Source organism: Formosa undariae, from assembly GCF_042427615.1.
Taxonomy (GTDB): Bacteria; Bacteroidota; Bacteroidia; order Flavobacteriales; family Flavobacteriaceae; genus Formosa; species Formosa undariae.
On the sequence record NZ_JBHMEZ010000011.1, the window covers coordinates 72468 to 96576 of the forward strand.

A 24109-nucleotide genomic window follows, 5' to 3' on the forward strand; every position below is an offset into this window, starting at 1 on the left:
TCATGTTTTTGCAATGGCAATACCTTTGTGATAATAAAATGCGGTTTATAATTGTACTTAAAAAGATTTAAATTTATGATATACCTTAACACGAAATCGCTTTTATTGCTTTTACTAGTGTCTCTATATACTAGCTTTCTTTTCGCACAGTCGTCTTCTAAATTTTGGAAAAATGTGTCCAACGAACGTGTGGCTAGTAAAACATTAGAGAGAAAAGCACAGCCAGAAGCTTATCAGATTTTTCAATTAGAACTTGAGGCATTTAAAACCGCTTTAACCAAAGCGCCTTTAAGCGATAGTAATCGAAATTCTTCAGGAATTATAATGGAATTTCCAATGTCCGATGGTACATTTCAGCAGTTTGAAATCACCGAATCGTCGATTATGGCGCCAAAATTATCGGCTAAATTTCCTATGATAAAAACATACAAAGGTATTGGATTAGACGATAAAACAGCAACGATGCGTTTTAGCGTTACCCAAAATGGACTGCATGTGTTTTCGTTATCAGCAAAAAGAAGCTCACTATTTATAGACCCATATACGGTAGAAGGTGATAAGTATATGGTGTATAACCGATCTGATTTAGGTGTCGATACTCAGGATTTCGAATGTTTAACCGATGAGAATATCGATTTAAAATCTTTAAAAACAGATCGTGCATCACAAACTTCAAATACTAACGATGGTGTATTAAGAACCTACCGTTTAGCCCTGTCTTGTAATGCAAAATATGGTGCTTTATTTGCTGGAGATGGTACAGATCTAGAAAAGAAAGCGAATATTCAGGCGCAAATGGCCATTACTATTAATCGTGTTAATGAAGTTTACGAGCGCGATTTGGCAATAACTTTAGTGTTTATCGATAGAAACGATGAGTTACTATATTACGATTTAGAAAACGATCCTTGGGGAACCGAATTTAGTACGAAAACACAGCAAGTTATTTCTACAACATTAAACGATGAAAGTCTATATGATATCGGGCATAATTTTAATACAACTAATGGAGGGAATTCAGGTTGTGTAGGTTGTGTTTGTGTAGATGCTGTAGCGCCTTACACTGGAGATGTGTCTAAAGGAAGAGGATATACAGGAATGGCAAACCCTATAGGTGATGCCTTCGATATAGATTTTGTGTCTCATGAAATGGGACATCAATTTGGCGGTTGGCATACTATGAATACGTGTTCACGTTCAGGGAACGGTATTTCTGAAGTAGAGCCTGCTTCAGGAAGTTCTATTATGGGATATGCTGGAATTTGTGGTGTAAATAATGTTCAGGTATATTCCGATGCACATTTTAATTATGTAAACATTCGAGATATTTCTTTAAACATACAACCTGGAGGAGTAAGTGATTGTGGGGAACAAACCGTTTTAGATAATAAACCACCTGTAGCCATTGCGGGACAAGATTATTCCATTCCTGTATCGACACCTTTTGTGTTACGAGGTGTAGGGACAGATCCAGATGGTACGGAGACATTAACTTATAACTGGTCTCAAAACGATCCAGAACGTGCTCCCGAAACTGGAGCGCCACAGAGTACTTGGGCCTACGGACCTATGTATCGCTCGATTTTGCCAACAGATTCTCCAAATCGTTATTTGCCTAGCTTAAGTGATGTAATAGCAGGTAATCTTACACCGAAATGGGAAGTAACGCCATCGGTAGCAAGAACTATGAATTTTGCTTTAACAGTACGTGATAATGGGAGTGGTTTTCCTATAGGTGTTGGGCAAGTAGCTAGCGATTTTATGACTGTTACAGTGGTAGAGGGTGTGCCGTTTACGGTTTCTGAATTGCTTACTACAGAAAATTGGTTTGTTGGTCTTTCAAGGGAGATAAAGTGGGAAGTAGGTGAAACTAATATAGCGCCTATTAATAGTACGAAAGTAAATATTAAATTGTCCTTAGATGGCGGTTTAACCTACTCGATTATGTTAGCGTCTAATGTAGATAACGACGGTTCTGAAACAATTATTGTTCCGGATTATGAAAGTGATAATTGTAGGATTATGGTCGAAGCTGCAGATAATATTTTTTATGATATTTCTAATGTAGATTTCAGTATAAAAAAATCAGGACCTATTTTTATATTAGAACACAAGGAGGAAAATGTACCTTATGTGGTTTGTAGTAACGAACAGTCTTTAACTATCCCATTTAAATATACTACGGTTTCAGGGTTTAACGAAGTCACAACATTTAGTGCTAATAATTTGCCTTCAGGTGTCACTGCAACATTTGCTCCGGCGACAACACAAGTAGATACGGATGTAATTTTAACGCTTAAGAATTTTGAAAATGCAGCTATAGATTCTCATAATATTGATATTGTTGGAACTGCGAATTCGATGTCTGAAAGTATCGTTAAAACATTGCAGATTGAAGCATCTCAGCTTGATAGTCCCATTTTAGTGAGTCCGTCGATGGGTGCAGATGTATCAAATCAGGTTGTGTTGTCATGGGAAGTTTCACCATACGCAGACGAATATGAGTTGGAAGTGTCTACGTCTTCAGATTTTTCTGCAGAAGTGAACCGTTATCAACTTACAAATACGCAATTCGAATTTCAGGCTTTAGAAAATCTTACTGTTTATTATTGGAGAGTTCGTGCTATAAACGAATGTACGTTTAGTAATGATTCTGAGGTGTTTAGTTTTATAACTAATTTGTGTTCTGCATGTGCGTCGTCAGGTATTATAAATAATCCATTACTTCTTAGTGCTACAACGCGCGTGATTTTTAATGCGGTCGATAATGTGTCAGGGAAGACCGGATATAGCGATTTTACTTCTATCGAAAATCAAATTAAAAGAGGTGGTGTTTATCCCTTATCGGTGTATGTAGATACGGCTGGAAATTTTATTACTTATACGCGTGTTTGGATTGACTGGAATAATAATTGCGATTTTAACGATGCAGGAGAAATGTACGATTTAGGATCTGCAACAAATGTTACGAATGGTATTACCGGAGGTTCCCCTTTAGAAATTACAGTGCCTTTAGATGCTGTTTTAAGCAGTAAAACAATTATGCGTGTTACTACTAAATATATTGAGAATCTTGATTCTAATATGAAACCTGATTCTTGTGAAAACAGTTTTGATGGAGAGGTCGAAGATTATAAATTAGAAGTGCAACCTAGTTTAAGTATAGACGATAATACCTTTGATAGCTTTGCGGTTTGGCCAAATCCAAATAAAGGATCTTTTACCGTTTCGCTAAATGCAACATCTACCAATGCTGTAAATATAGTGTTATACGATATTAGTGGCCGACTGGTATTCTCTAAAGCGTATAAAAGCAGTTACGCTTTTAGTCAGAAGATTGTTTTAGATCACGTGGCTTCTGGCTTGTACTTATTAGAAGTTAATAATGGGATTCATAAAACCATAAAAAAGATTATTGTGGAGTAATTTTTTCTTCTAGAATTTATAAATCATATAATAGAATAATGAGCCAGGAATCAAGATGATTGATTTTTGGCTTGTTTGTATAATAGAGATAGGTAAGAGGCTAGTACTTAAATACAAAACAATCTAATCTCTAGAGTCTGTAATTCTAAATGTTTTTTTAGAGTGTTATGAATAATTTTAAATTCATTAGAATAGGCTTTGTGTGACGTGTAATCTCGGAAGGTTCTATTGTTTGGTAGTAAATAATCGCGCATTAATGGTGTGGTATAGTAAATAATTTCAACTACGAATCCTATTTTCCATTAAAGGTATTCATGGTGTTATTGACTCCAGCTGTACCGAAAGATTTAATAAGTTCTACGGCTTTATCTAAGCGTTCAGGAAGTTTGTCGTTTTCCTCTACAGTCCATTCGCCTAATACGTAATCGATTTGTCTGCCTTTACTAAATTCGTCACTAATTCCAAATCGGAATCGGTTATAAGTTGCCGTTTGTAATTTGTTTTGAATGTCTTTTAATCCGTTGTGTCCACCGTCGCTTCCTTTGCCTTTAAGACGAATGCTTCCGAAAGATAGATTTAAATCGTCTGTAATGATTAATACATTTTCTAGAGGGATGTTTTCTTTCGTCATCCAGTATTGTACTGCCTTTCCGCTTAAATTCATAAACGTACTTGGTTTAAGTAAAATAAAGGTTCTGCCTTTAAACTTATAGGTTGTTAGATCTCCTAGTTTCTGGGTTTCAAAAGATAAAGATTCTTTTTTTGCCAAGTGGTCTAATACTTTAAAGCCAATGTTGTGACGGGTGTTTTCGTATGCATCACCAATATTTCCTAGACCAACTATTAAGAATTTTTTCATACTGTCTTGAGTGTCTATGTTCGTAGATTTCGGATTAAAAAGAGTTTTAATAAACGAGAACATATCAGATTTAAATTTTTGCTAAAATAAAAAAAGCATCCTGAATACACAGAATGCTTTTTACTTTTTATATAACTATTAAAGACTATGCTTCAGTAGTTGCTTCTGGAGTAGCTTCTGCTCCTTCTTCTTCGTCGTCTTCATCTTCGATGATCGCAGCTCTAGAACGTCTTACTTGACATACTACAGTGTTGTCTGGATGCATAAATTTGTAAGCTTCGTTTTCTAAAGTTGTAATGTACAATTTACCACCAATTTTAAGAGGCGTAATATCTACTTCGATAAAATCTGGTAAGTTAGCAGGAAGTGCTTTTACTCTTAAGCTACGTTTGTTTTTACGTAAAACACCACCATTTTTAACACCACGAGAGCTACCGATAAAAGTAACAGGGATGTCCATAGAGATTTCTTTATCATCAAAAGTTTGATAAAAATCTACATGGATAATTTTATCAGTCACTGGGTGAAACTGAATATCTTGCATGATAGCGTTATAAGATTCGCCACTAGCTAAAGTAATCACAACTGTATGCGCATTTGGAGTGTACACAAGTTTAGAAAACGCCAATTCGTCTGATGTAAAATGAACTGGTTTGTCTCCTCCGTATAATACGCAAGGAACCTGACCAGCATTACGTAAGGCTTTTGTTGCTTTCTTGCCCACGCTTTCTCTTAGAGATCCGTTGATTGTAATTGATTTCATTTTTATTTATATTAAGTATTAAATTGTATTTACATTACGAATTTTGAACTGATTGATTTGTCGTAGTGTACATTTTGCATGACACCAGCAAATAAATCAGCACAAGTAAGTACTCTTATCTTGTCGCTTTGCTGACTTAAAGGAATAGAGTCTGTTACTATTAATTCTTCTAATTTAGAGGCTTCCAATTTCTTGTAAGCGTCTCCAGATAAAATAGGATGTGTACAAATCGCTCTTACGCTTAGTGCACCACGCTCCATCATTAAATCTGCCGCCTTAGTTAAGGTTCCGGCAGTATCTACCATATCATCAACTAAAACAACATTTTTACCCGTAACATCACCAATTAATTCCATGTAAGAAATCACATTGGCTTTCGCACGTTGCTTATAACAAATAACAACATCACTTTCTAAAGCTTTAGAGTATGCGTAAGCACGTTTAGAACCTCCCATATCAGGAGATGCAATGGTTAAGTTGTCTAAGTTTAGGGACTTTAGGTAAGGTAAAAAGATTGTGGAAGCAAAAAGGTGATCGACTGGTTTTTCAAAGAAACCTTGAATTTGATCGGCGTGTAAATCCATAGTGATAATACGAGTCGCACCAGCTGTTTCAAGCATTTTAGCAACGAGTTTAGCTGCTATTGGCACTCTAGGTTTATCTTTACGATCTTGTCTTGCCCAACCAAAATAAGGTAAAACCGCGGTAATGTGTCTTGCTGAAGCGCGTTTAGCAGCATCAATCATTAACAACATTTCCATTAAATTTTTAGGACCAGGATGTGTAGATCCAATAATGAAAATACGAGTTCCTCTAATAGATTCTTCATAAGAAGGCTGAAATTCGCCATCACTATAGGTTGAGGTAATTACATTTCCTAGGTGTGAACCATAGGCAGCTGCAATTTTCTCTGCTAATTCTCTACTTTGATCACAGGTAAATATTTTAGCTTCATTTGAAGGCATATGTAACGTGTTGTTTATTAGTGTGAAACACTACTGGTTCTTAAATTCCGTGCAAATTTAGACATTTATTTTTACTTGAAAAGAAATATGTGTTGTATTTTTTAGGAAGTTTAAATAAAAATGGATTATTTTTGCAGTCTGATTTTGATGAAAATTCAATAATCATGCTCAAGTGGCGGAATTGGTAGACCTGTCTGCCGAGAGGCAGGCGCGTTAAGATTAAGTTCTTGAAATTATGTTTTATATTTATGCGATATCTAGTATTAATCGGAATTATATCTATGTGGGTATGACTGAAGATTTGAAAGCTAGAGTTTCAAGGCATAATTTAGGTCGTGAACGTACAACACGTGCGCATAGACCATTTGATTTAATTTTTAGTGAAGCTATTAATGATACGAGAGCTGAAGCTAGAAAAAGAGAAAAATATTGGAAGTCGGGAGTTGGTAAAGAACAACTTCGAGATTTTCGAACTAAATATTACTTACCAAAGTAAAATGCTCAAGTGGCGGAATTGGTAGACGCGTTGGATTCAAAATCCAATTTTTTCGGAAGTGTGGGTTCGATTCCCACCTTGAGTACTGAAACCCTTATGAACCTAGTGTTTATGAGGGTTTTTTAATTTTATTAAAATAGATATATAGTTTAACTATTTTCTTCAAATTAAACAAAAAACTCCAATGAATATCTATTCATTGGAGTTTTTCATGTTCGTTAATGCTTTATATTATAAAGGTTTTAACAGCAGCCTCCACCTGGTGTGCAAGAATTTCCTTCCGATGCTATTGAAATGGTTTCAAGTCCGCCTGCTTTCTCTGCATACACGGTAACACTAAAGATTCCTGTGTTCCCTGCGTTAAAAGCATTAAGGTCTTCTAGAGTTAAATATTTCTCTAAAATATCGTTCGGAATAACAATAGGTTTTTCCTTTTGTAGGGTCATGTTTTTAAAACCTTGGTCTGTGATAAGTTGTAAGTACTCGGATTTTTGAATCGCACCTGCAACACATCCGGCATACATTTCGGCATCTTCCTTTAAAGCTTTTGGAAGGTCTCCCACCAATACCACATCGGAAATACTAAAATGGCCATGTGGTTTTAAAACACGATGAATTTCTGCGATTACTTTGGCTTTGTTAGGCACAAGGTTTAATACACAATTACTAACAATAACGTCGGCAACATTATCGTTTACCGGCATATTATCGATATCTCCAGTCCTAAATTCTACATTATTATAACCTAATTTGTCGGCATTTATACGTGCCTTTTCTATCATAATGGGAGTGAAATCAATCCCAATAACTTTTCCTTCTGCACCCGTTTCGTGTCTGGCAACAAAGGCATCATTTCCTGCTCCAGATCCTAAATCGATAACCGTATCTCCTTGCTTAATTTTTGCAAATTGAGTGGGTAATCCGCAACCTAACCCTAAGTCGGCATCTGCGACGTAGCCACCCGTTTTAGAGTAGTCGTCCATCATAATGTTATACACTTTATTGCTAGATGTTGTAGCGCCGCAACAGGACGAAGCGTTTTCTTCTTTGCGTTGTTCTGCAATGGTGGTGTATCTTTCTTTTACTATATTCTTTAATTCTTGCTCTTTGTCCATAGTCGTATTGTCTAGTGCTTGTGAAGCGTATTTGAATTTAAATTTTGTTTATAGTTAAACGCATGGTAATCATATATTGCAATATTACGATTAAGTAGAGTGATTCGCAATTTTTTTCGGAGTTTTGTGATTTTTTTAAGGTTAGATTATTCATTGTTTTTTAATCTTTCTTTAATTTAAGCTGTTGCGTTTAATTTAAAATTTACATTCTAAAGCGGATAATACTAGTTAGTCTTTTAAGCTAATTTCTTTTTCTTAATTTTACCCTCGCACATTTTGAGTTCAGTTTAAAGAAAACGGTTCGTATAATTCGAATGTCCTTTTAATTTAAGGCAAATAAGTAGCAAAGCAGAATGATAAAACGCTTAATAATTTTAACTATAATTTTCAATTGTTTATGCTTTTCAATAGCAAATGCGCAATTCTCTCCCAGTCTTCAAAATTATACTTTAGCAGAATATAAGGCAGGTAACCAGAATTGGGATATCTCAAGAGCTACAAATGGCAAAGTTTATGTGGCTAATAGTAGTGGTTTGTTAGAGTATAACGCTTTGGTTTGGAAACTTCATCAATTACCCAATAAAACAACGATTCGGTCTGTTTTAACGGTAGACGATATTATTTATACTGGGTCATACGAAGAGTTTGGCTATTGGGAAAAAGACGATTTTGGAGTACTAAAATACCATTCCTTAAGTGAAGATATTCATGATAAAATTGCTCCAAATGAAGAAATATGGAGTATCGTAAAGTTTAAAGACAAAATAATTTTTCGTTCGTTTTTAAATATTTACATATACGACTATAAGCGTATTGTGCAGTTAAAGTCCGATTCGATACTTATTTCATTTAGCGTAATCGACGACGATTTGTATGTGAGTACATTAAATGATGGTATTTTTTTACTTAAAGAAAATAAACTAGTGCCTTTTTATTCCAATGAATTGCTTGTAGGTACTAAAATCATATCTATAGATAAATACGAGGATAAACTTCTTTTAATGACGTCTTTAAGAGGAAGTTTCTTCTTGAATAAAGGAAAACTCATTCCGACGAATTTTCAGATTAATGAAGCGATAAAACTACATCAGCTTAATGATTTTTCTATTTTAAAAAATGGAAAAATGGTTTTCGGAACTATAAAAGATGGTGTGTTCTTAACAGATCATTTAGGGCATTTAAAATTCCATGTGAGTAAAGAAAATGGGTTATTAAATAATACTGTTTTGGGACAATCTCTAGATGAGTCTGACAATCTTTGGTTGGGGCTAGACAATGGTGTTTCTAGCATAGAGCTAAATAATAGTAATTATTTCTTTAATGACGTATCGGGGAAATTAGGAGCTGTTTATGATGTTATTAAATACAAAGATGTTATTTATATAGGTACAAATACCGGGCTTTTTAAACTAGATGCAAATGATAAGTTAGAGTTTGTAGAGGGGTCTCAAGGTCAGGTTTGGGATTTGAAAATTATAGGAGACGAGCTTTTTTGTGGTCATAACGAAGGTACTTTCTTAGTAGATAATGATTCCTTTAAACAAATCTCTAATTTTACGGGAGGCTGGGCTATAAAGAAAGTCCCTGAACGTGCTGATACTTATATTCAAGGTACATATTCTGGATTGGTGAAATTTGAAAAGAAAAATGGAGCGTGGACGGTAAAGCAATTCGATAAAGCCCTAATCCCTTCTCGTTTTTTAGTGTTTGAAAATCCGCATACCGCTTGGGTGGCACACGAAACTAAAGGCGTTTATAAGATTCGTTTCGATGACGATTATGAGACCATACAGAGTGTAGAGAATTATCAGAAAAAAGGCATTAGCTCTAATTATAATATAAGAGTCTATAATATTAAGAACAATATTAGTTTTAAAACTAGTGAGGGTTGGCAGAAGTACGAACCTATTTTAGATTCTATTGTTCCTTACGAGTTGCTAAATGAAAAACTAGGTAAGCAGAGTTATATTATCTCTGAAGATGATACCAATCTTTTTGCTTTAAAAAATAATGAAGGCTTTATCAATTTTAAATCATTTTCTAATGATGAGGAACAACTTGTTTTAAGTGACGACTTTTTGAAGAACAGATATATTATTGACTATGAAAATGTATCTAGAATAAACGATTCTGTTTATGCCTTAAATTTAGATAATGGCTTCATGATGATTAATAGCACGAGGTCTTCTAATAGTAGTTTGCAAAAACCAAAAATAGAAGTGGTATCTGCAGGTGGTGTTCCTATTAATTTATCTAAGATTACGAATGATGAGGTTCGTTTTAATTTTAATGAAAATATTACGGTAGAGTTATCTTCTGCAAAATCTCTAAATTATTTTTTTGAATACAAAATTTCTAACACCGATAATCTATGGTATAAAGTAGATGGTGATAAAGTAGAATTCTCGAGCCTTAAAGATGGAGACTATACCATCTCTTTTAGAACGAGAGGTAATTCTGGTAATATTTCATCTACTCAAGATTTACATATAGATGTACTTCCGCCATGGTATAGAGATACTTTTGGGTTCTTACTATATGCTCTTGTTGCAATTTTAATTGTTATCCTATTCTATGTGATGCAGAATAAGAAAATTGCAAAAGAACAGCGTCTTATTAAAATTAAGTACCAGAAAGAACAGCAAAAACTACTTCGTGAAAAAACGTTAGAAAACGAAAAGCAGATTGTAGAACTTAAGAATGAATCTTTACAAAGAGAAATTAAACTTAAAAGCAAGCAGCTGGCAAATAACGCTATGGCTTTGGTAAAGAAAAATGAAACACTTCAGGAAATTAAAAAAGACCTGATGGTTAATAAAGAAGGTTTCAGTAATACGTATTCTTTTAAAAAGGTACTGAAAAAATTAGATAATTCTATAGTGCTTAAAGATGAATGGGAAGTTTTTGAGAATAATTTTAGTCAAGTGCATGATGAGTTTTTTCAAACATTAAAAGCTAAACATTCAAAGCTTACGCCAAAGGATTTAAAGATTTGTGCCTACATCAAAATGAATCTGTCTTCGAAAGAAATCGCACCTTTAATGAATATCTCTGCTAGAGGGGTAGAAACCCATAGATATAGATTAAAAAAGAAATTGGATTTGGATAATGATATTTCTGTTACCGATTACTTGATAAATCTTAAATAAGAGTGCTCTTTTTTTATCTAATACGTAATTAAGCACTACGTCAATACTACGTCATTTTATTAATTTTCATTCTACTACAACGTTTTTTTAACTTTTGTATAGTACGTCAAGCGCGTTTTTTGCATGGTATTTAACAATCTAGGGTTTCTGTGGCGTATTTAAAATGTAAACCGATTTTAACTTTATTTAACAAGAGGTTATAATTTAGTCACACAAACAAACCGAATATTTAATTATTAATAAAACTAATATGAGAACAAAAATTGGTCTATTGTTAATGCTATTATTTTCATTCTCTGCTTTTGCACAAGAAATAGAAGTTAATGGTGTTGTAACAAGTAAAAATGATGGTGGTCCTTTACCAGGAGTAAATGTGGTAATAAAAGGAACCAATACTGGTGCGTCTACCGATTTTGATGGAAAGTATTCACTTACCGTTAATAAAGGTGACGAATTAGAGTTTAGCTATATTGGCTTTAAAACACTTACTATAACTGCAAATAATCAAAGCGTTATTGATGTGTTATTGGAAGACGATGTAGAAGCTTTAAATGAAGTTGTAGTTATTGGTTATGGTACGCAAAAAAGATCTGATCTTACAGGTGCCGTTTCTAGTATTAAGTCAGAAGAACTTTTAAAGCAACCTGCTGTTAATGCAACACAATCTATTCAAGGAAAATTATCTGGGGTAAGTATTATTAATACGAATGCTCCTGGTAGTGAACCTGTAGTAATGATTAGAGGTTTGGGGACTGCGGCGTCAGGAACAACACCTCTTTACATTGTAGATGGTATACAAGTAAGCGGAATAAGTAACATAAATCCTTCGGATATTGAAACGATGGATGTTATGAAAGATGCTGCATCAGCTGCTATTTATGGTATGGATGCTGCAAATGGTGTTATTTTTATAACCACTAAAAAAGGTAAGCAAGGGAAAGCAAAAATAGCTTTAAGCTCTTATTATGGAGCAACGAGTATGCTTAATCCCGTAAAAATGGCAAACGCTTCACAGTATGTTTCTTACTATAACGAAGTACAAACAGCATTAGGGTCTACAAATTTACTTTCAGCAAATCAACCTTATAATACAGATTGGTATGATGCGTTGGCACAGGTAGGTTTAACTAACAGTAATAATGTTTCTGTTTCTGGAGCGAGTGATTATGTGAACTATTTCTTCAGTTTAAATAATTATAATGAAGATGGTCTTTTAGAAGGTCAAGATTTAACTAGAAATACGTTAAGATCTAATACCACATTCAACCTGTTTGACGATAAAGTGAAATTCACACAAAGCCTGAGTGCTGCGTTTTCTAAAGAAGCTCCAAAGCCTTCTTCTGCATTCGACGAAGCCTATAAACAATCTCCTATTGTGCCTTCATATTATGATAATGGTGGTTTTGGTCAGTCAGATTGGGATCCTTCTACAGGTCTTGTTGCTTACCAAGGAAGTAATAGTTTAAACTCTATTGGTAATCCTTTATCAACAGTTTATTATTACAATCAAAAAGCGCAAACAACAGATTTACAAGGGTCTTTTGATTTAGAAGTTAAATTAACAGACTACTTAAAAGCGAATTCTCGTTTTGGGGCTACAAAATCGTATTACAAGTCTAGATCTTTTAACGATATTAAAGGTCAGTATTTAACATCGAATACAGGACAAGATGCAGCAGATTTTGCAGCATTAAAAGCGACTAACCCTACAACCACACAATATGCAGATAACAGTCTGTCTTATACAACGGCTGAAAGTTATAGATATAACTGGGATAACTATTTAACCTTCGATAAAAAATTAGGAGAGCATTCAATTAATGTTGTTGCAGGTCTTACAAAAGGTAGTAAAAACGATGTGTTTAACACGTATCAACTTGCTTACGATGTTCCTGAGAAAGAACAATATTGGAATATTAACTTTGCTTCAGACGATTACGATCAGGTTTCAGAACAATACCTTTCAACGCCTACGCATCAATTATCGTATTACGGAAGACTGCAATATAACTTTAGCGAAAAATACTTTCTACAAGCAAATATTCGTAGAGATGGTATAAGCACATTTAATAATGATAACGATACAGAGTATTTCGGAAACTTCCCTTCTTTTAGTGCAGGTTGGGTATTAACTAAAGAATCTTTTTTAAGCGATATAGAGAATTTAAATTTCTTAAAAGTAAGAGTAGGTTGGGGTAAATTAGGAAACTCAGATGTGCCTTTTAACGTGTCAACATATTCAACATCTACAGGAAGTAATAATGTAAACTACGTATTCGGAGCAAATCAGGATTTATTTTATGGGGCGGCCTTAGGTGCTTCTATTTATCCTATTTCTTGGGAAATTACTAAAGAGACCAACGTAGGTTTAGATTTTCAAGCGTATAACTCTAGATTGTCAGGTAGTTTCAATTACTACAACAGAAACACAGAGAATGCTATTTTAAATGTAACACCAGTGTATACATCTGGAGAAGGATCTAATTACTACGATCACGGAGCAGAAGTGTTAAACAAAGGTTTTGAAGTAGAATTTAATTGGAAAGACAATATTTCGGAAGACTTATCATACAATGTAGGTGTTGTGTTTTCTAATAACGATAATAATGTAGAGAATGTAAAATCTGCTTACGACGGCCAAACAGGTGGTAGTTTATCTAACGGCCAAGTAACTAAGAGATTACAAGAAGGTCAGCCTATTTATGCATGGTGGATGTGGGAAGCAGACGGTGTATGGCAAAATCAAGGCGAAATAGATAGTAATGCGCATTACGGAACACCATCTGCAGGGCAGTTACGTTATAAAGATCAGAACGGTGATGGTGTTATCGATGATAACGATAAAAAATTCTTCGGTTCTTATATTCCTACATATAATTTTGGAGTGAATCTGGCTGTAAACTATAAAGATTTCGATTTCGCTGTAGATGCTTTTGGAGCAGGTGGAAACAAAGTCTATAACGGACTAAAAGGAACATCTATAGATGGAGGTGAAAATATTGCAGAAGATACTTTTGCTAACAGATGGACTGGTGAAGGATCTACAAATGTAAATCCTGGAGCGAACAAAGATTCTTATGCTTCAAGTTACTATTTAGAAGATGGAGATTATTTAAGAATCAATAATATTACCATAGGGTATACTTTACCTAACGTAATAGATCAAGTGTCTAGAATTAGAATTTACGCGACTGCAAGAAACCCATTTATGTTTACCAAATATTCAGGTTTCACTCCTGAGATCGTTGGTTCTCCAGGTTCATCGGGAGCAAGTGGTGTGTCAGGAATTGAACTTTCTGCTTATCCAAATACCAAAACGTTCTTGTTTGGTGTAAATATCGATTTGTAAAATTTTAAAAAACAGTTATTATGAAAAATAATATAAAACATATACAGATTCTATTCTCTATAGGACTGCTTTTAATTACAGTGTCTTGTAGTGAAGATTATTTAAACGTAGATAGTAGAGATCAATTAGAGCAAGACGATACCGAAACAGTAACGCCTAAAGAAATGGTGAATGGTGCTTATGGTATGTTAACCGAATGGGATTATGCGTTTTCTTATCTTGGAATCACAGAAATTATATCTGATAATGCCGATAAAGGAAGTTCTTCAACCGATTCTGGTTCTGATAAAGATGTATTAGATGCCTTAACGTTTACAAGCAGTGCTGGTTCGGTTCTAGGTATGTGGCAAAACTGGTATAAATCAGTAAACAGAGCTTCAATAGCTATAGAATATGCAGAAAATTACGGATTAACAGATGAAAATTATAAAGACAGATTAGTAGGTGAAGCCAAGTTTTTAAGAGCTTTAAATTATTTCTGGTTAGTCAGATCTTTTGGAGCGATACCATTACAAGATGTAGATTTAGTAGAAAGACAACCTGTAGCAGATGTATACGCTTATATCGAAGCAGATTTATTAGATGCTATAACTAAATTACCTCTTAAAAGTGAATACGATTCTGCCGATTTAGGTCGTGCTACAAAAGGAGCTTCTCAAGCACTTTTATCTAAAGTTTACCTTTATGAAAAGGAATGGCAAAAAGCATACGATATGGCAGATAATGTCATTAATTCTGGAGAATACGGTTTACATGCAAATTATGAAGAGTTATGGAGAGCTTCAACAGAAAATGGTATAGAATCTATTTTTGAAGTGCAAGCTAGAGGAGAATCTGTAGCTCATGGTGTGCAGCAATATTCGCAAACTCAAGGTGCTAGAGGTGCCGATGGTTGGGGATGGGGTTATAACATTCCGTCTGAAACCCTTGTAAAAGCTTACGAAGCCGAAGGCGATACCGTTAGAATGAATGCGTCTATAATTTTTGAAGGAGAAACATTATGGGATGGTCGTGAAGTGTTCGAAGTTGAAAACCCTAGATATAATGAAAAAGCATATTCTAGCGCTTCAGCAGGTGCAGACGATGGCGATAAAAATATAAGAATATTGCGTTATGCCGAAATACTATTAATTAAATCTGAAGCAGCAAAAGAACTTGGAGGAGATGCTGCTACACCTTTAAATTTAGTGAGAAATAGAGTTGGTTTAGCTTCAATTGCTAGTCCTACACTAGAGCAAATTTGGAATGAAAGACATCTGGAATTAGCTATGGAACATGATCGTTGGTTTGATATTGTAAGAACAGGACAAGCAAAAGAAGCTATGGCTGCAGATGGTAAAACATTTGTAGTAGGTAAACACGAATTGTTTCCTATCCCTTACAACCAATTAGTTCAAACACCAGAAATGGAGCAAAATCCAGGTTGGGAGTAATATAAATTTTTCAGCCACACTTAATGTTTAGGTGTGGCCGAAATTTAATTCAGCGTTTATGAACATACTATGTACTCGTAATTTTTTTTTAATAAGTATGCTATCTATCTCTCTACTTGGTTGCAATAACCAAAAAGAAGATAAAGATGTAACTATAGAAGATACAGTTGTAGAAGACGATGTTGTTTCAGAAGATGTGCTTTTAGATCGTATTCAAGAACAAACCATAGATTATTTTTGGGATGGCGCAGAACCTAATTCAGGTTTAGCACGCGAGAGAATACATATGGATGATGTGTATCTAGAATCTCCAAAAAATACAGTAACTACTGGAGGAAGCGGATTCGGATTGATGGCTATTTTAGTAGGTGTCGAAAGAGGATTTATAGCTAGAGAAGACGCGTTATTACGATTCGGAAAAATAGTAGATTTTTTAGATAAAGCCGATCGTTTTCATGGGGCTTGGCCACACTGGATTAACGGTGAAACAGGAAAAGTATATCCTTTTAGCGAAAAAGATAATGGTGGCGATTTAGTTGAAACAGCTTTTCTAATCCAAGGCTTATTAACCGTTTCAGAATATTTTGATGGCGATACCCAAGAAGAAAAAGAACTGGTTTCTAAAATCGATGCGCTTTACAAATCTGTAGAATGGGATTGGTATACTAAAGGCGGGGAAGATGTGTTGTACTGGCATTGGTCTCCAGAATATGGTTGGGATATGAATATGCCTGTTCAAGGGTATAATGAATGTTTAATCATGTACGTGCTTGCCGCAGCATCGCCAACACATCCTATCAGCAAATCGGTTTACGAACAAGGATGGGCAAAAAACGGCGGTATTGTTTCTAGCAAAACCTACTATAACGAAGATTTAGTTTTAAACTATTTTTATAATGACCAGGATTTGGTAGGACCATTATTTTGGGCGCATTATTCGTACTTAGGTTTAGATCCTAGAAATTTATCAGATCAATATGCAAACTATTGGACGCTAACACAAAATCAAGCTAAAATTCATTATAAATATGCGGTCGATAATCCGCTTAATTATAAAGGATATGGCGATAGCCTTTGGGGCTTAACCTCGAGCTATTCTATAAATGGTTACAACGGACATAGACCAGGTAATGATGTTGGTGTAATTTCACCAACTGCGGCCTTGTCATCATTTCCATACACACCAAATGAAAGCATGAATGTTTTAGAAAACATTTATAAAAATCACGATAGTCTTGTTGGTAAATACGGTCCGTACGATGCTTTTAGTTTCGAAGATAATTGGTACAAGCCAAGATATCTAGCTATAGATCAAGGTCCAATTCCGGTGATGATAGAAAACTATAGAACAGGTTTGTTATGGCGATTATTTATGAAAAATAACGACGTACAAAAAGGTTTAGAAGTCCTTGGATTTACTTATTAATGATATTAAATAATTTTAAAGATGAAGTTTAAGCCTTTGATAATTACAATATATCTCGTGTTTGTAACACCTTTTTTAATGCGCGCGCAACACTCAAAAAAAGCTGAAGATGTATTTCTAAATAAAACACATACTGTTAATACAGATACGCTTAAATACAGAATGCTTTTACCTAAAGATTTTTCTGAAGATAAAACGTATCCAGTTGTATTATTTCTTCATGGCGCAGGAGAGCGCGGCGACGATAATAAAAAACAATTAGCAAATGGGGGTGATTTATTTTTAAATAAAACCACAAGAGATTCATTTCCTGCAATAGTTATTTTTCCGCAATGTCCTGAACATGATTATTGGGCCAAAATAGAAGCAGATCGTTCAACAAAACCAATTACGTTTAATTACAAATACAAAGAGACACCTACTAAAGCAATGGCTTTGGTTATGGATTTAATGGATGACATGGTCGAAAAACCATTCGTAAAAACCAATCAAATTTATATCATGGGCTTATCTATGGGAGGTATGGGGACATTCGAAATTATCTATAGAAAACCAGAGCTATTCGCTGCTGCCATTCCAATTTGTGGTGGTGGAAATCCGGAGTCTGTAGTGGAATACGCTAAATCCATCCCGTTATGGGTGTTTCACGGCGCAAAAGACGATGTTGTAGATCCAAATTTATCCATAAATATGGTGTCTGCAATTCTTGAAAATGGCGGATTCCCTAGATTCACACTTTACGATTTTGCAAATCATAACAGTTGGGATCCTGCTTTTGCAGAACCAGAATTATTAACATGGCTTTTCTCTAAATCAAAATAAAATACAATGACAAAACAATTTAGTTTAAAAATAACAAGCATTTTAATTATAGCAATAATAGTTTCGAGCTGTAATTCTAAAAGCAATACAGATACGAGTTCTAAAACAGTTACAGCTACCGAAAATCCATTCGAATCAAAAATAGATTCAATTCTAGAACTGATGACGATAGATGAAAAAATAGGTCAGCTTAATTTACCAACGTCTGGAGATATCACAACAGGAGCTGCTAAAGGTTCAGATGTTGGAGAACGTATAAAAGAAGGTAAAGTTGGAGGTTTATTCAATATTAAAACAGCCGAAAAGATTTACGAAGTTCAAAAAATTGCTGTAGAACAAAGTAGATTGGGTATTCCATTAATTTTTGGAATGGACGTGATTCATGGCTACAAAACAACCTTTCCTATTCCTTTAGGTTTATCAAGTTCTTGGGATATGGAAATGATAGAAAAAACAGCTCGAGTAGCTGCTATAGAAGCGAGTGCAGATGGTATTAACTGGACATTCTCACCAATGGTAGATATTTCTAGAGATCCACGTTGGGGACGCGTTTCCGAAGGTAATGGAGAAGATCCATATCTAGGAAGTAAAATTGCTGTAGCCATGGTAAATGGTTATCAATCTGATGATTTGTCTTCAAACAACACGTTGATGGCTTGTGTAAAACACTTCGCACTTTATGGAGCTTCAGAAGCAGGAAGAGATTACAATACGGTAGATATGAGCCGCATTAGAATGTATAACGAATATTTAGCACCATATAAAGCAGCGGTAGATGCTGGAGTAGGTTCTGTAATGGCTTCATTTAACGAGGTAGACGGTATTCCTGCAACAGGAAATAAGTGGTTACTTACAGATTTATTAAGAGACGATTGGGGTTTTAATGGGTTTATTGTTACCGATTATACCGGGATTTACGAAATGATTGCTCATGGCGTAGGAGATAAATATGCGGTTTCAGAACAAGCATTAAAAGCAGGTGTAGATATGGATATGGCAGGAGATTCTCCTTCAGTTCCAGCCGCTTTTGTAAAAACTTTAAAAGAGTCATATGAAAATGGTAAGGTAACAATGGATGAAATTGACACTGCGGTAAAACGTATGTTAACGGCTAAATATCAATTAGGCTTATTTGAAGATCCGTATAAATACTGCGATTTTGATCGTGCTAAAACAGAAATATTTACACCAGAAAACAAAGCTTTCGCACGTAAAGTTTCGGCAGAATCTATGGTGTTGCTTAAAAACGAAGATCAATTACTTCCGCTTAAAAAATCTGGAACAATTGCTTTAATTGGACCCTTAGCAAAAGCAACGAATAATATGGCTGGAACTTGGAGTGTGGCAACAGACCAAGAAGAGTCTAATTCTGTTTTCGATGGCTTAAAAGAAGTTATAGGCGATAAAGCGAATGTGTTATATGCTAAAGGAAGTAATATCGATTACGATTTAGAGCTAGAACAACGTGGAACAATGTTTGGAAAAGACATACCGAGAGATGGACGTACCGATAAACAATTGCTAGACGAGGCACTTCAAATTGCAGCGAAGTCAGATGTTATTGTGGCGACTATTGGAGAATCTGCAGAATTAAGTGGAGAAAGCAGTAGTAGAACAGATCTTGGTATTCCGCAAGTTCAAAAAGATTTATTGAATGCATTACTAAAAACAGGAAAGCCTGTTGTTTTAGTGCTTTTTACAGGAAGACCTTTAGTTTTGGTTGAAGAAAACGAAAATGTACCTGCAATACTTAATGCATGGTTTCCTGGAAGTGAAGCTGGTTTAGCAATTTCTGATGTGTTATTCGGAGACGTAAATCCTTCAGGGAAATTAACGGCTACATTTCCACGTAATGTAGGTCAGGTGCCATTATTTTACAATCATAAAAATACAGGAAGACCGCTTGGAAATTCTGAAGGAAAATTCGAAAAATTTAAAAGTAATTATATCGATGTTCGTAATGAACCTTTATACCCTTTTGGATATGGTTTAAGTTACACCACGTTTGATTATGCAAATCTAAATTTAGATACATCTGCTATAAACATGGATGGCGAAATTAATGTATCTGTAGAGGTGACTAATTCTGGAGATTACGACGGGAAAGAAGTTGTTCAGTTATATATAAGAGATCTAGTAGGGTCTGTAACGCGACCTGTAAGAGAGTTAAAAGGTTTCCAAAAAGTATTGATTAAGAAAGGAGAAACTCAAACTATAACCTTCAAAATATCTGTTGAAGATTTAAAGTTCTATAATTCAGACTTAGATTTTGTTGCAGAACCTGGACAATTTCAAGTATTTGTAGGAACAAATTCGGATGCTAAAATGATGAAAGCATTTGAATTGACTAAATAAAAAGGCTTTAATTAACTAATAGCAATCTTATGCCACACATATATTTTAAGTTTTCACCCCCTAATCTTAATATTTTGTGTGGCTTTTACGTGTCAGATTATGACACTATTTCAGGTTAGCAATTTGGGAGTAAAGCGTTCAGAATAGAAAATTGATTTTCTAACAAGAATAGGACGTTTAAGTAGTCTATCACGTTATAGAAAAAGAATTACAACACGCACCAAAAGATAAAGTAAATCGTGCGTATAAACAGTTTGAAAGATTAAGAGGGTAGTACGTCTTTTAATCAATTAACCTAAAAAGACACTAAATTATATATCATGAAAAATTTACTTTTTTTCTTCACTATAGTATTATTTTTTTCTTGTAATAATGAAAAGAATCAGGAGGTGAAACACTCTTCTAATACAGCGGAAAAGACAGAGATTAATAATGCGTCTGAAACGTATATTAATCCATTAGATATTGATTATACCTATATGGTTTATAATTCCAGCCAAAATAAATCGTACCGTTCAGGTGCAGATCCAGCGGTTATAGAGTTTAAAGGTGAGTATTACATGTTTGTAACGCGTTCTTTTGGCTATTGGCATTCTACCGATTTGGTAAACTGGAATTTTATTAAACCAGAACAATGGTTTTTTGAAGGTAGTAACGCGCCTACCGCTTTTAATTACAAGGATTCATTGGTGTATTTTGCTGGTAATCCTGCCGGTTACGGAAGTATTCTTTACACAGATGATCCGAAAGGAGGAAAATGGACACCAAGTGCTTCTATATCTACAGACATTCAAGATTCTGAATTATTTATAGATGATGATGGAGAAACCTATTTGTATTGGGGCTCTTCTAACGTGAATCCGCTAAAGGTAAAAAAGTTGAATAAAGACGATCGTTTTTTAGAAACTGGCGTGCGTAAAGAGTTGTTTAACCTCAACGAAGAAAAACATGGATGGGAACGTTTTGGAGAAAATAACTTTCACCCAACTTTAAAGGAAGGCTACATGGAAGGCGCTTCTATGACCAAACACAACGGAAAATATTATTTACAATATGCAGCTCCTGGCACACAATTTAATGTCTATGCCGATGGGGTTTATATTGGAGACACTCCATTAGGTCCTTTTACATACATGAAAAACAACCCGATGAGTTTTAAACCAGGCGGATTTACAAATGGTGCAGGACACGGAATAACGGTGAAGCAAACCAACGGACAATATTGGCACTTTGCAACGATGGCACTTGCTTCTAATTCGCAATGGGAACGTCGCTTGTGTATGTTTCCTACTTATTTTGATAACGACGGATTAATGTATACCAATACCGCCTATGGAGATTACCCGCGATTTGGAGCTAATCATCCAACAAAGGCTGGACATCATAATGGTTGGATGTTATTGTCGTATAAAGGAGATGCTACTGTCTCTTCTTCATTAATGCAGGTTAAGAAATTTACATCTGATGATGATGCCGTAGAAGTCACAGAATTACCTTTAGAAAAAAATACCGATGGTCAAATAATCTCTAAAGTATTAACCGATGAGAATCCTAAAACATTTTGGGTAGCAGATGCCAATGATGATACCCAATGGATAACCATTGAAATGCTAAAACCTGGAAATATCAATGCTTTTCAGTTGAATTTCCATGACCATGAATCGGGAATCTACACGCGTACCGAAGGATTAAAACATCAATTTACTATTGAAACGTCTGAAGATGGCGTTAACTGGCAAACCGTTGTAGATAGAAGTTCCAGCGAAAAGGATACACCCAATGCATACATTGTATTAGAAGACCCTATCAAGGCAAAATATGTACGTTATAACAATATAAAAGTGCCTGGGGCAAATTTTGCGATGTCAGAATTTAGAGTCTTTGGATTAGGACTAGGAGATAAACCAGAAAGTGTTACCGGATTCAAAGTGAAAAGGGAGAAAGACCGTAGAGATGTGGGGTTTTCTTGGGATGCTGTAGAAGACGCTCAAGGTTATAATATCCGTTGGGGGATTGCAGAAGATAAATTATATCAATCATGGCAAGTTTACGATACAAATGAACATTTTATGCGTTGTTTAGATCGTGATACGCCATATTATTTTACCATAGAAGCATTTAATGAAAATGGAATTTCTCAAAAAAGTGATATTCTTTTTACAGAATAAACCTAATGATTTTAGGAACTCTAAAACATTATAAAGCCAACAATATTTTAGAAGATTTCTTAATCATTATCTAAATAGACAAACACACTAAAACTAAAACAATGAAAAAAAGTCTTTTCTTATTATTAATCGCTGCAGTTTCCGCTTTGGGAGGCTTGCTGTTTGGTTATGATACAGGAGTTATTAATGGAGCACAATTTTATCTTACAGAATATTTTCAATTAAGCGATGCCTTAAAAGGATGGGTTGTAGGAAGTGCACTTTTAGGATGTTTTGTAGGGGCAATTATTGCTGGACCTTTAAGTATTAAGATTGGTAGGAAAAAATCTTTAATCATATCGGCTCTGTTTTTTACGCTTTCAGCCTATGGTTCAGGTTTGCCAGAACTGTTCCCGCAAACGGTGAGTATGTTGGTTGTTTTTAGAATTATTGGAGGTTTAGGTATTGGTGTCGCGTCAATGAACGCGCCTATGTATATTGCAGAAATAGCACCTTCTAACATTCGTGGCCGTATGGTTACGTATTATCAATTAGCAATTGTTATTGGCTTTTTTGTGGTGTTTTTAGCAACTTATTTTATAGGTAGTGATCTAAGCGTTGCAGAGAATATAGAATTCGGATGGCGTCGCATGTTTTGGTCGGAGTTAATTCCAAGTATTTTATTTTTAGTCCTTTTATTTATTGTGCCTAAAAGTCCGAGATGGTTGGCTTTAAAAGGAAGAGATAAAGACGCGTTAGAAGTTTTACAGAAAATTAATGGAGACGATATCGCTACAAAAGAAATGGCTAATATAAAAGCCTCTTTAAATGAAGCTAACGATGGTGTTGAGGTGAGTTATTTTTCTAAAGCAATCCTAGGAATTATTGCTATCGGTACTGCGCTCTCTGTATTGCAGCAGTTTACAGGAATTAATGCGGTGCTGTATTATGGTGCAGATATTTTTGAAAAAGCGCTTGGTTTTGGAAAAGAAGATGTGCTTTTACAACAAATATTACTAGCCTTTGTGAATTTAGTATTCACTTTTGTAGCCATGTTTACTGTAGATAAATTTGGAAGAAAACCATTACTTTATATTGGTTCTGTTGGGATGGTAATTGGTTTCTTATTATTAGGAATGACATTACAACAGCAAAATGTGGGTATGCTATCATTAATAGGTGTGTTGGTCTTTATTGCATCTTTCGCGTTGTCTATGGGACCAGTTGTATGGGTTTTATTAGCAGAAATGTTTCCGAATAAAATAAGAAGTGTTGCTATGTCTGTAGCTGTAGCAGCCCAATGGGCGGCAAATTATGTTGTATCGCAGTCGTTTCCTATTGTTATGGGAAGTGAAACAAACAATAGCGCACCTTGGAATGGTTCTTTACCCTATTATATATTTATAGCGTTTATTTTAATAATAGTATTTGTTACCTATAAATTTTTACCTGAAACAAAAGGTAAAACTCTTGAAGAAATTGAAGGGTTCTGGAAGAAATAATTTTATTTATTTTTCTTCTAAATGGTCCATACAAAAAGCCCTAAAACGAATAATTGTTTTAGGGCTTTTTGTATTTAAAAAATGTCAAGTCCTGAATAGGCGATACAGATTATTAAAACTGAATAATGTTATGATTGTCCTTTTTTGCTGATTTTCAAGTAATACCGTCATAAAAGGGGTGAATTTTTGAAGTCTCAGATTAAATAATTTTTTAAGGATTTTACAGATAAAACCGAGAGTGATCGTAATAATACTAAACCTTATTTTCCTGCGAGTTTTCCTCACAATGGATGTATATTAGC

14 protein-coding genes and 1 tRNA gene are annotated in these 24109 nt (G+C 34.8%); 11 read left to right on the forward strand and 4 right to left on the reverse strand.

Going from position 1 to position 24109, the window contains the following annotated elements; genetic code table 11:
- The first annotated feature begins 75 nt into the window (after window positions 1–75).
- Entirely contained in the window at window positions 76–3426 is a 3351-nt protein-coding gene (locus ACFFVB_RS08950; protein ID WP_382382382.1) for a reprolysin-like metallopeptidase, read from the forward strand.
- Window positions 3427–3718: 292 nt separating this feature from the next.
- On the opposite strand, the gene pth is transcribed toward ACFFVB_RS08950, so the two are convergent.
- From pth to ACFFVB_RS08965, 3 genes are all read right to left on the reverse strand, one after another.
- Window positions 3719–4285, reverse strand: a complete 567-nt coding sequence (pth, locus tag ACFFVB_RS08955) for an aminoacyl-tRNA hydrolase (RefSeq protein WP_382382383.1) — start codon at window positions 4283–4285, stop codon at window positions 3719–3721.
- Between the two features lie 145 nt (window positions 4286–4430).
- Window positions 4431–5048, reverse strand: coding sequence for a 50S ribosomal protein L25/general stress protein Ctc (locus ACFFVB_RS08960; RefSeq protein ID WP_382382384.1), 618 nt, complete (start codon window positions 5046–5048; stop codon window positions 4431–4433).
- Between the two features lie 29 nt (window positions 5049–5077).
- Complete coding sequence (locus ACFFVB_RS08965; protein ID WP_382382385.1) at window positions 5078–6013, reverse strand: ribose-phosphate pyrophosphokinase; 936 nt, start codon at window positions 6011–6013, stop codon at window positions 5078–5080.
- Between the two features lie 235 nt (window positions 6014–6248).
- Between ACFFVB_RS08965 and ACFFVB_RS08970 the strand changes: the two genes are divergently transcribed.
- Complete coding sequence (locus ACFFVB_RS08970) at window positions 6249–6509, forward strand: GIY-YIG nuclease family protein (protein ID WP_382382386.1); 261 nt, start codon at window positions 6249–6251, stop codon at window positions 6507–6509.
- A 3-nt stretch (window positions 6510–6512) separates the two neighbouring features.
- Window positions 6513–6594: transfer RNA gene (locus ACFFVB_RS08975), tRNA-Leu, on the forward strand.
- A gap of 157 nt (window positions 6595–6751) precedes the next feature.
- Here the strand turns inward: ACFFVB_RS08975 and ACFFVB_RS08980 are convergent.
- Window positions 6752–7624, reverse strand: coding sequence for an arsenite methyltransferase (locus ACFFVB_RS08980; protein WP_382382387.1), 873 nt, complete (start codon window positions 7622–7624; stop codon window positions 6752–6754).
- A 353-nt stretch (window positions 7625–7977) separates the two neighbouring features.
- Between ACFFVB_RS08980 and ACFFVB_RS08985 the strand changes: the two genes are divergently transcribed.
- The 8 genes from ACFFVB_RS08985 to ACFFVB_RS09020 all read left to right on the forward strand — a co-directional run bounded on the left by ACFFVB_RS08985 (window position 7978) and on the right by ACFFVB_RS09020 (window position 23807).
- The gene (locus tag ACFFVB_RS08985) at window positions 7978–10773 is read left to right on the forward strand and encodes a helix-turn-helix and ligand-binding sensor domain-containing protein (RefSeq protein ID WP_382382388.1); all 2796 of its coding nucleotides are present in this window, start codon (window positions 7978–7980) and stop codon (window positions 10771–10773) included.
- Between the two features lie 250 nt (window positions 10774–11023).
- Window positions 11024–14122, forward strand: a complete 3099-nt coding sequence (locus ACFFVB_RS08990; RefSeq protein WP_382382389.1) for a SusC/RagA family TonB-linked outer membrane protein — start codon at window positions 11024–11026, stop codon at window positions 14120–14122.
- 20 nt (window positions 14123–14142) lie between these two features.
- Entirely contained in the window at window positions 14143–15555 is a 1413-nt protein-coding gene (locus tag ACFFVB_RS08995) for a RagB/SusD family nutrient uptake outer membrane protein (protein ID WP_382382390.1), read from the forward strand.
- A gap of 97 nt (window positions 15556–15652) precedes the next feature.
- Window positions 15653–16981, forward strand: a complete 1329-nt coding sequence (locus ACFFVB_RS09000) for a glucoamylase family protein (RefSeq protein WP_382382391.1) — start codon at window positions 15653–15655, stop codon at window positions 16979–16981.
- A 78-nt stretch (window positions 16982–17059) separates the two neighbouring features.
- On the forward strand, window positions 17060–17803 hold the full coding sequence (locus ACFFVB_RS09005; protein ID WP_382382392.1) for a carboxylesterase family protein: 744 nt from the start codon (window positions 17060–17062) through the stop codon (window positions 17801–17803).
- 6 nt (window positions 17804–17809) lie between these two features.
- Window positions 17810–20158, forward strand: coding sequence for a beta-glucosidase BglX (gene bglX / locus ACFFVB_RS09010; protein ID WP_382382393.1), 2349 nt, complete (start codon window positions 17810–17812; stop codon window positions 20156–20158).
- A gap of 320 nt (window positions 20159–20478) precedes the next feature.
- Window positions 20479–22326 carry a family 43 glycosylhydrolase gene (locus tag ACFFVB_RS09015; protein WP_382382394.1) on the forward strand — a complete coding sequence of 616 codons (1848 nt, stop codon included), beginning with the start codon at window positions 20479–20481 and terminating at the stop codon, window positions 22324–22326.
- Between the two features lie 101 nt (window positions 22327–22427).
- Window positions 22428–23807, forward strand: a complete 1380-nt coding sequence (locus tag ACFFVB_RS09020; protein ID WP_382382395.1) for a sugar porter family MFS transporter — start codon at window positions 22428–22430, stop codon at window positions 23805–23807.
- Window positions 23808–24109 lie beyond the last annotated feature (302 nt).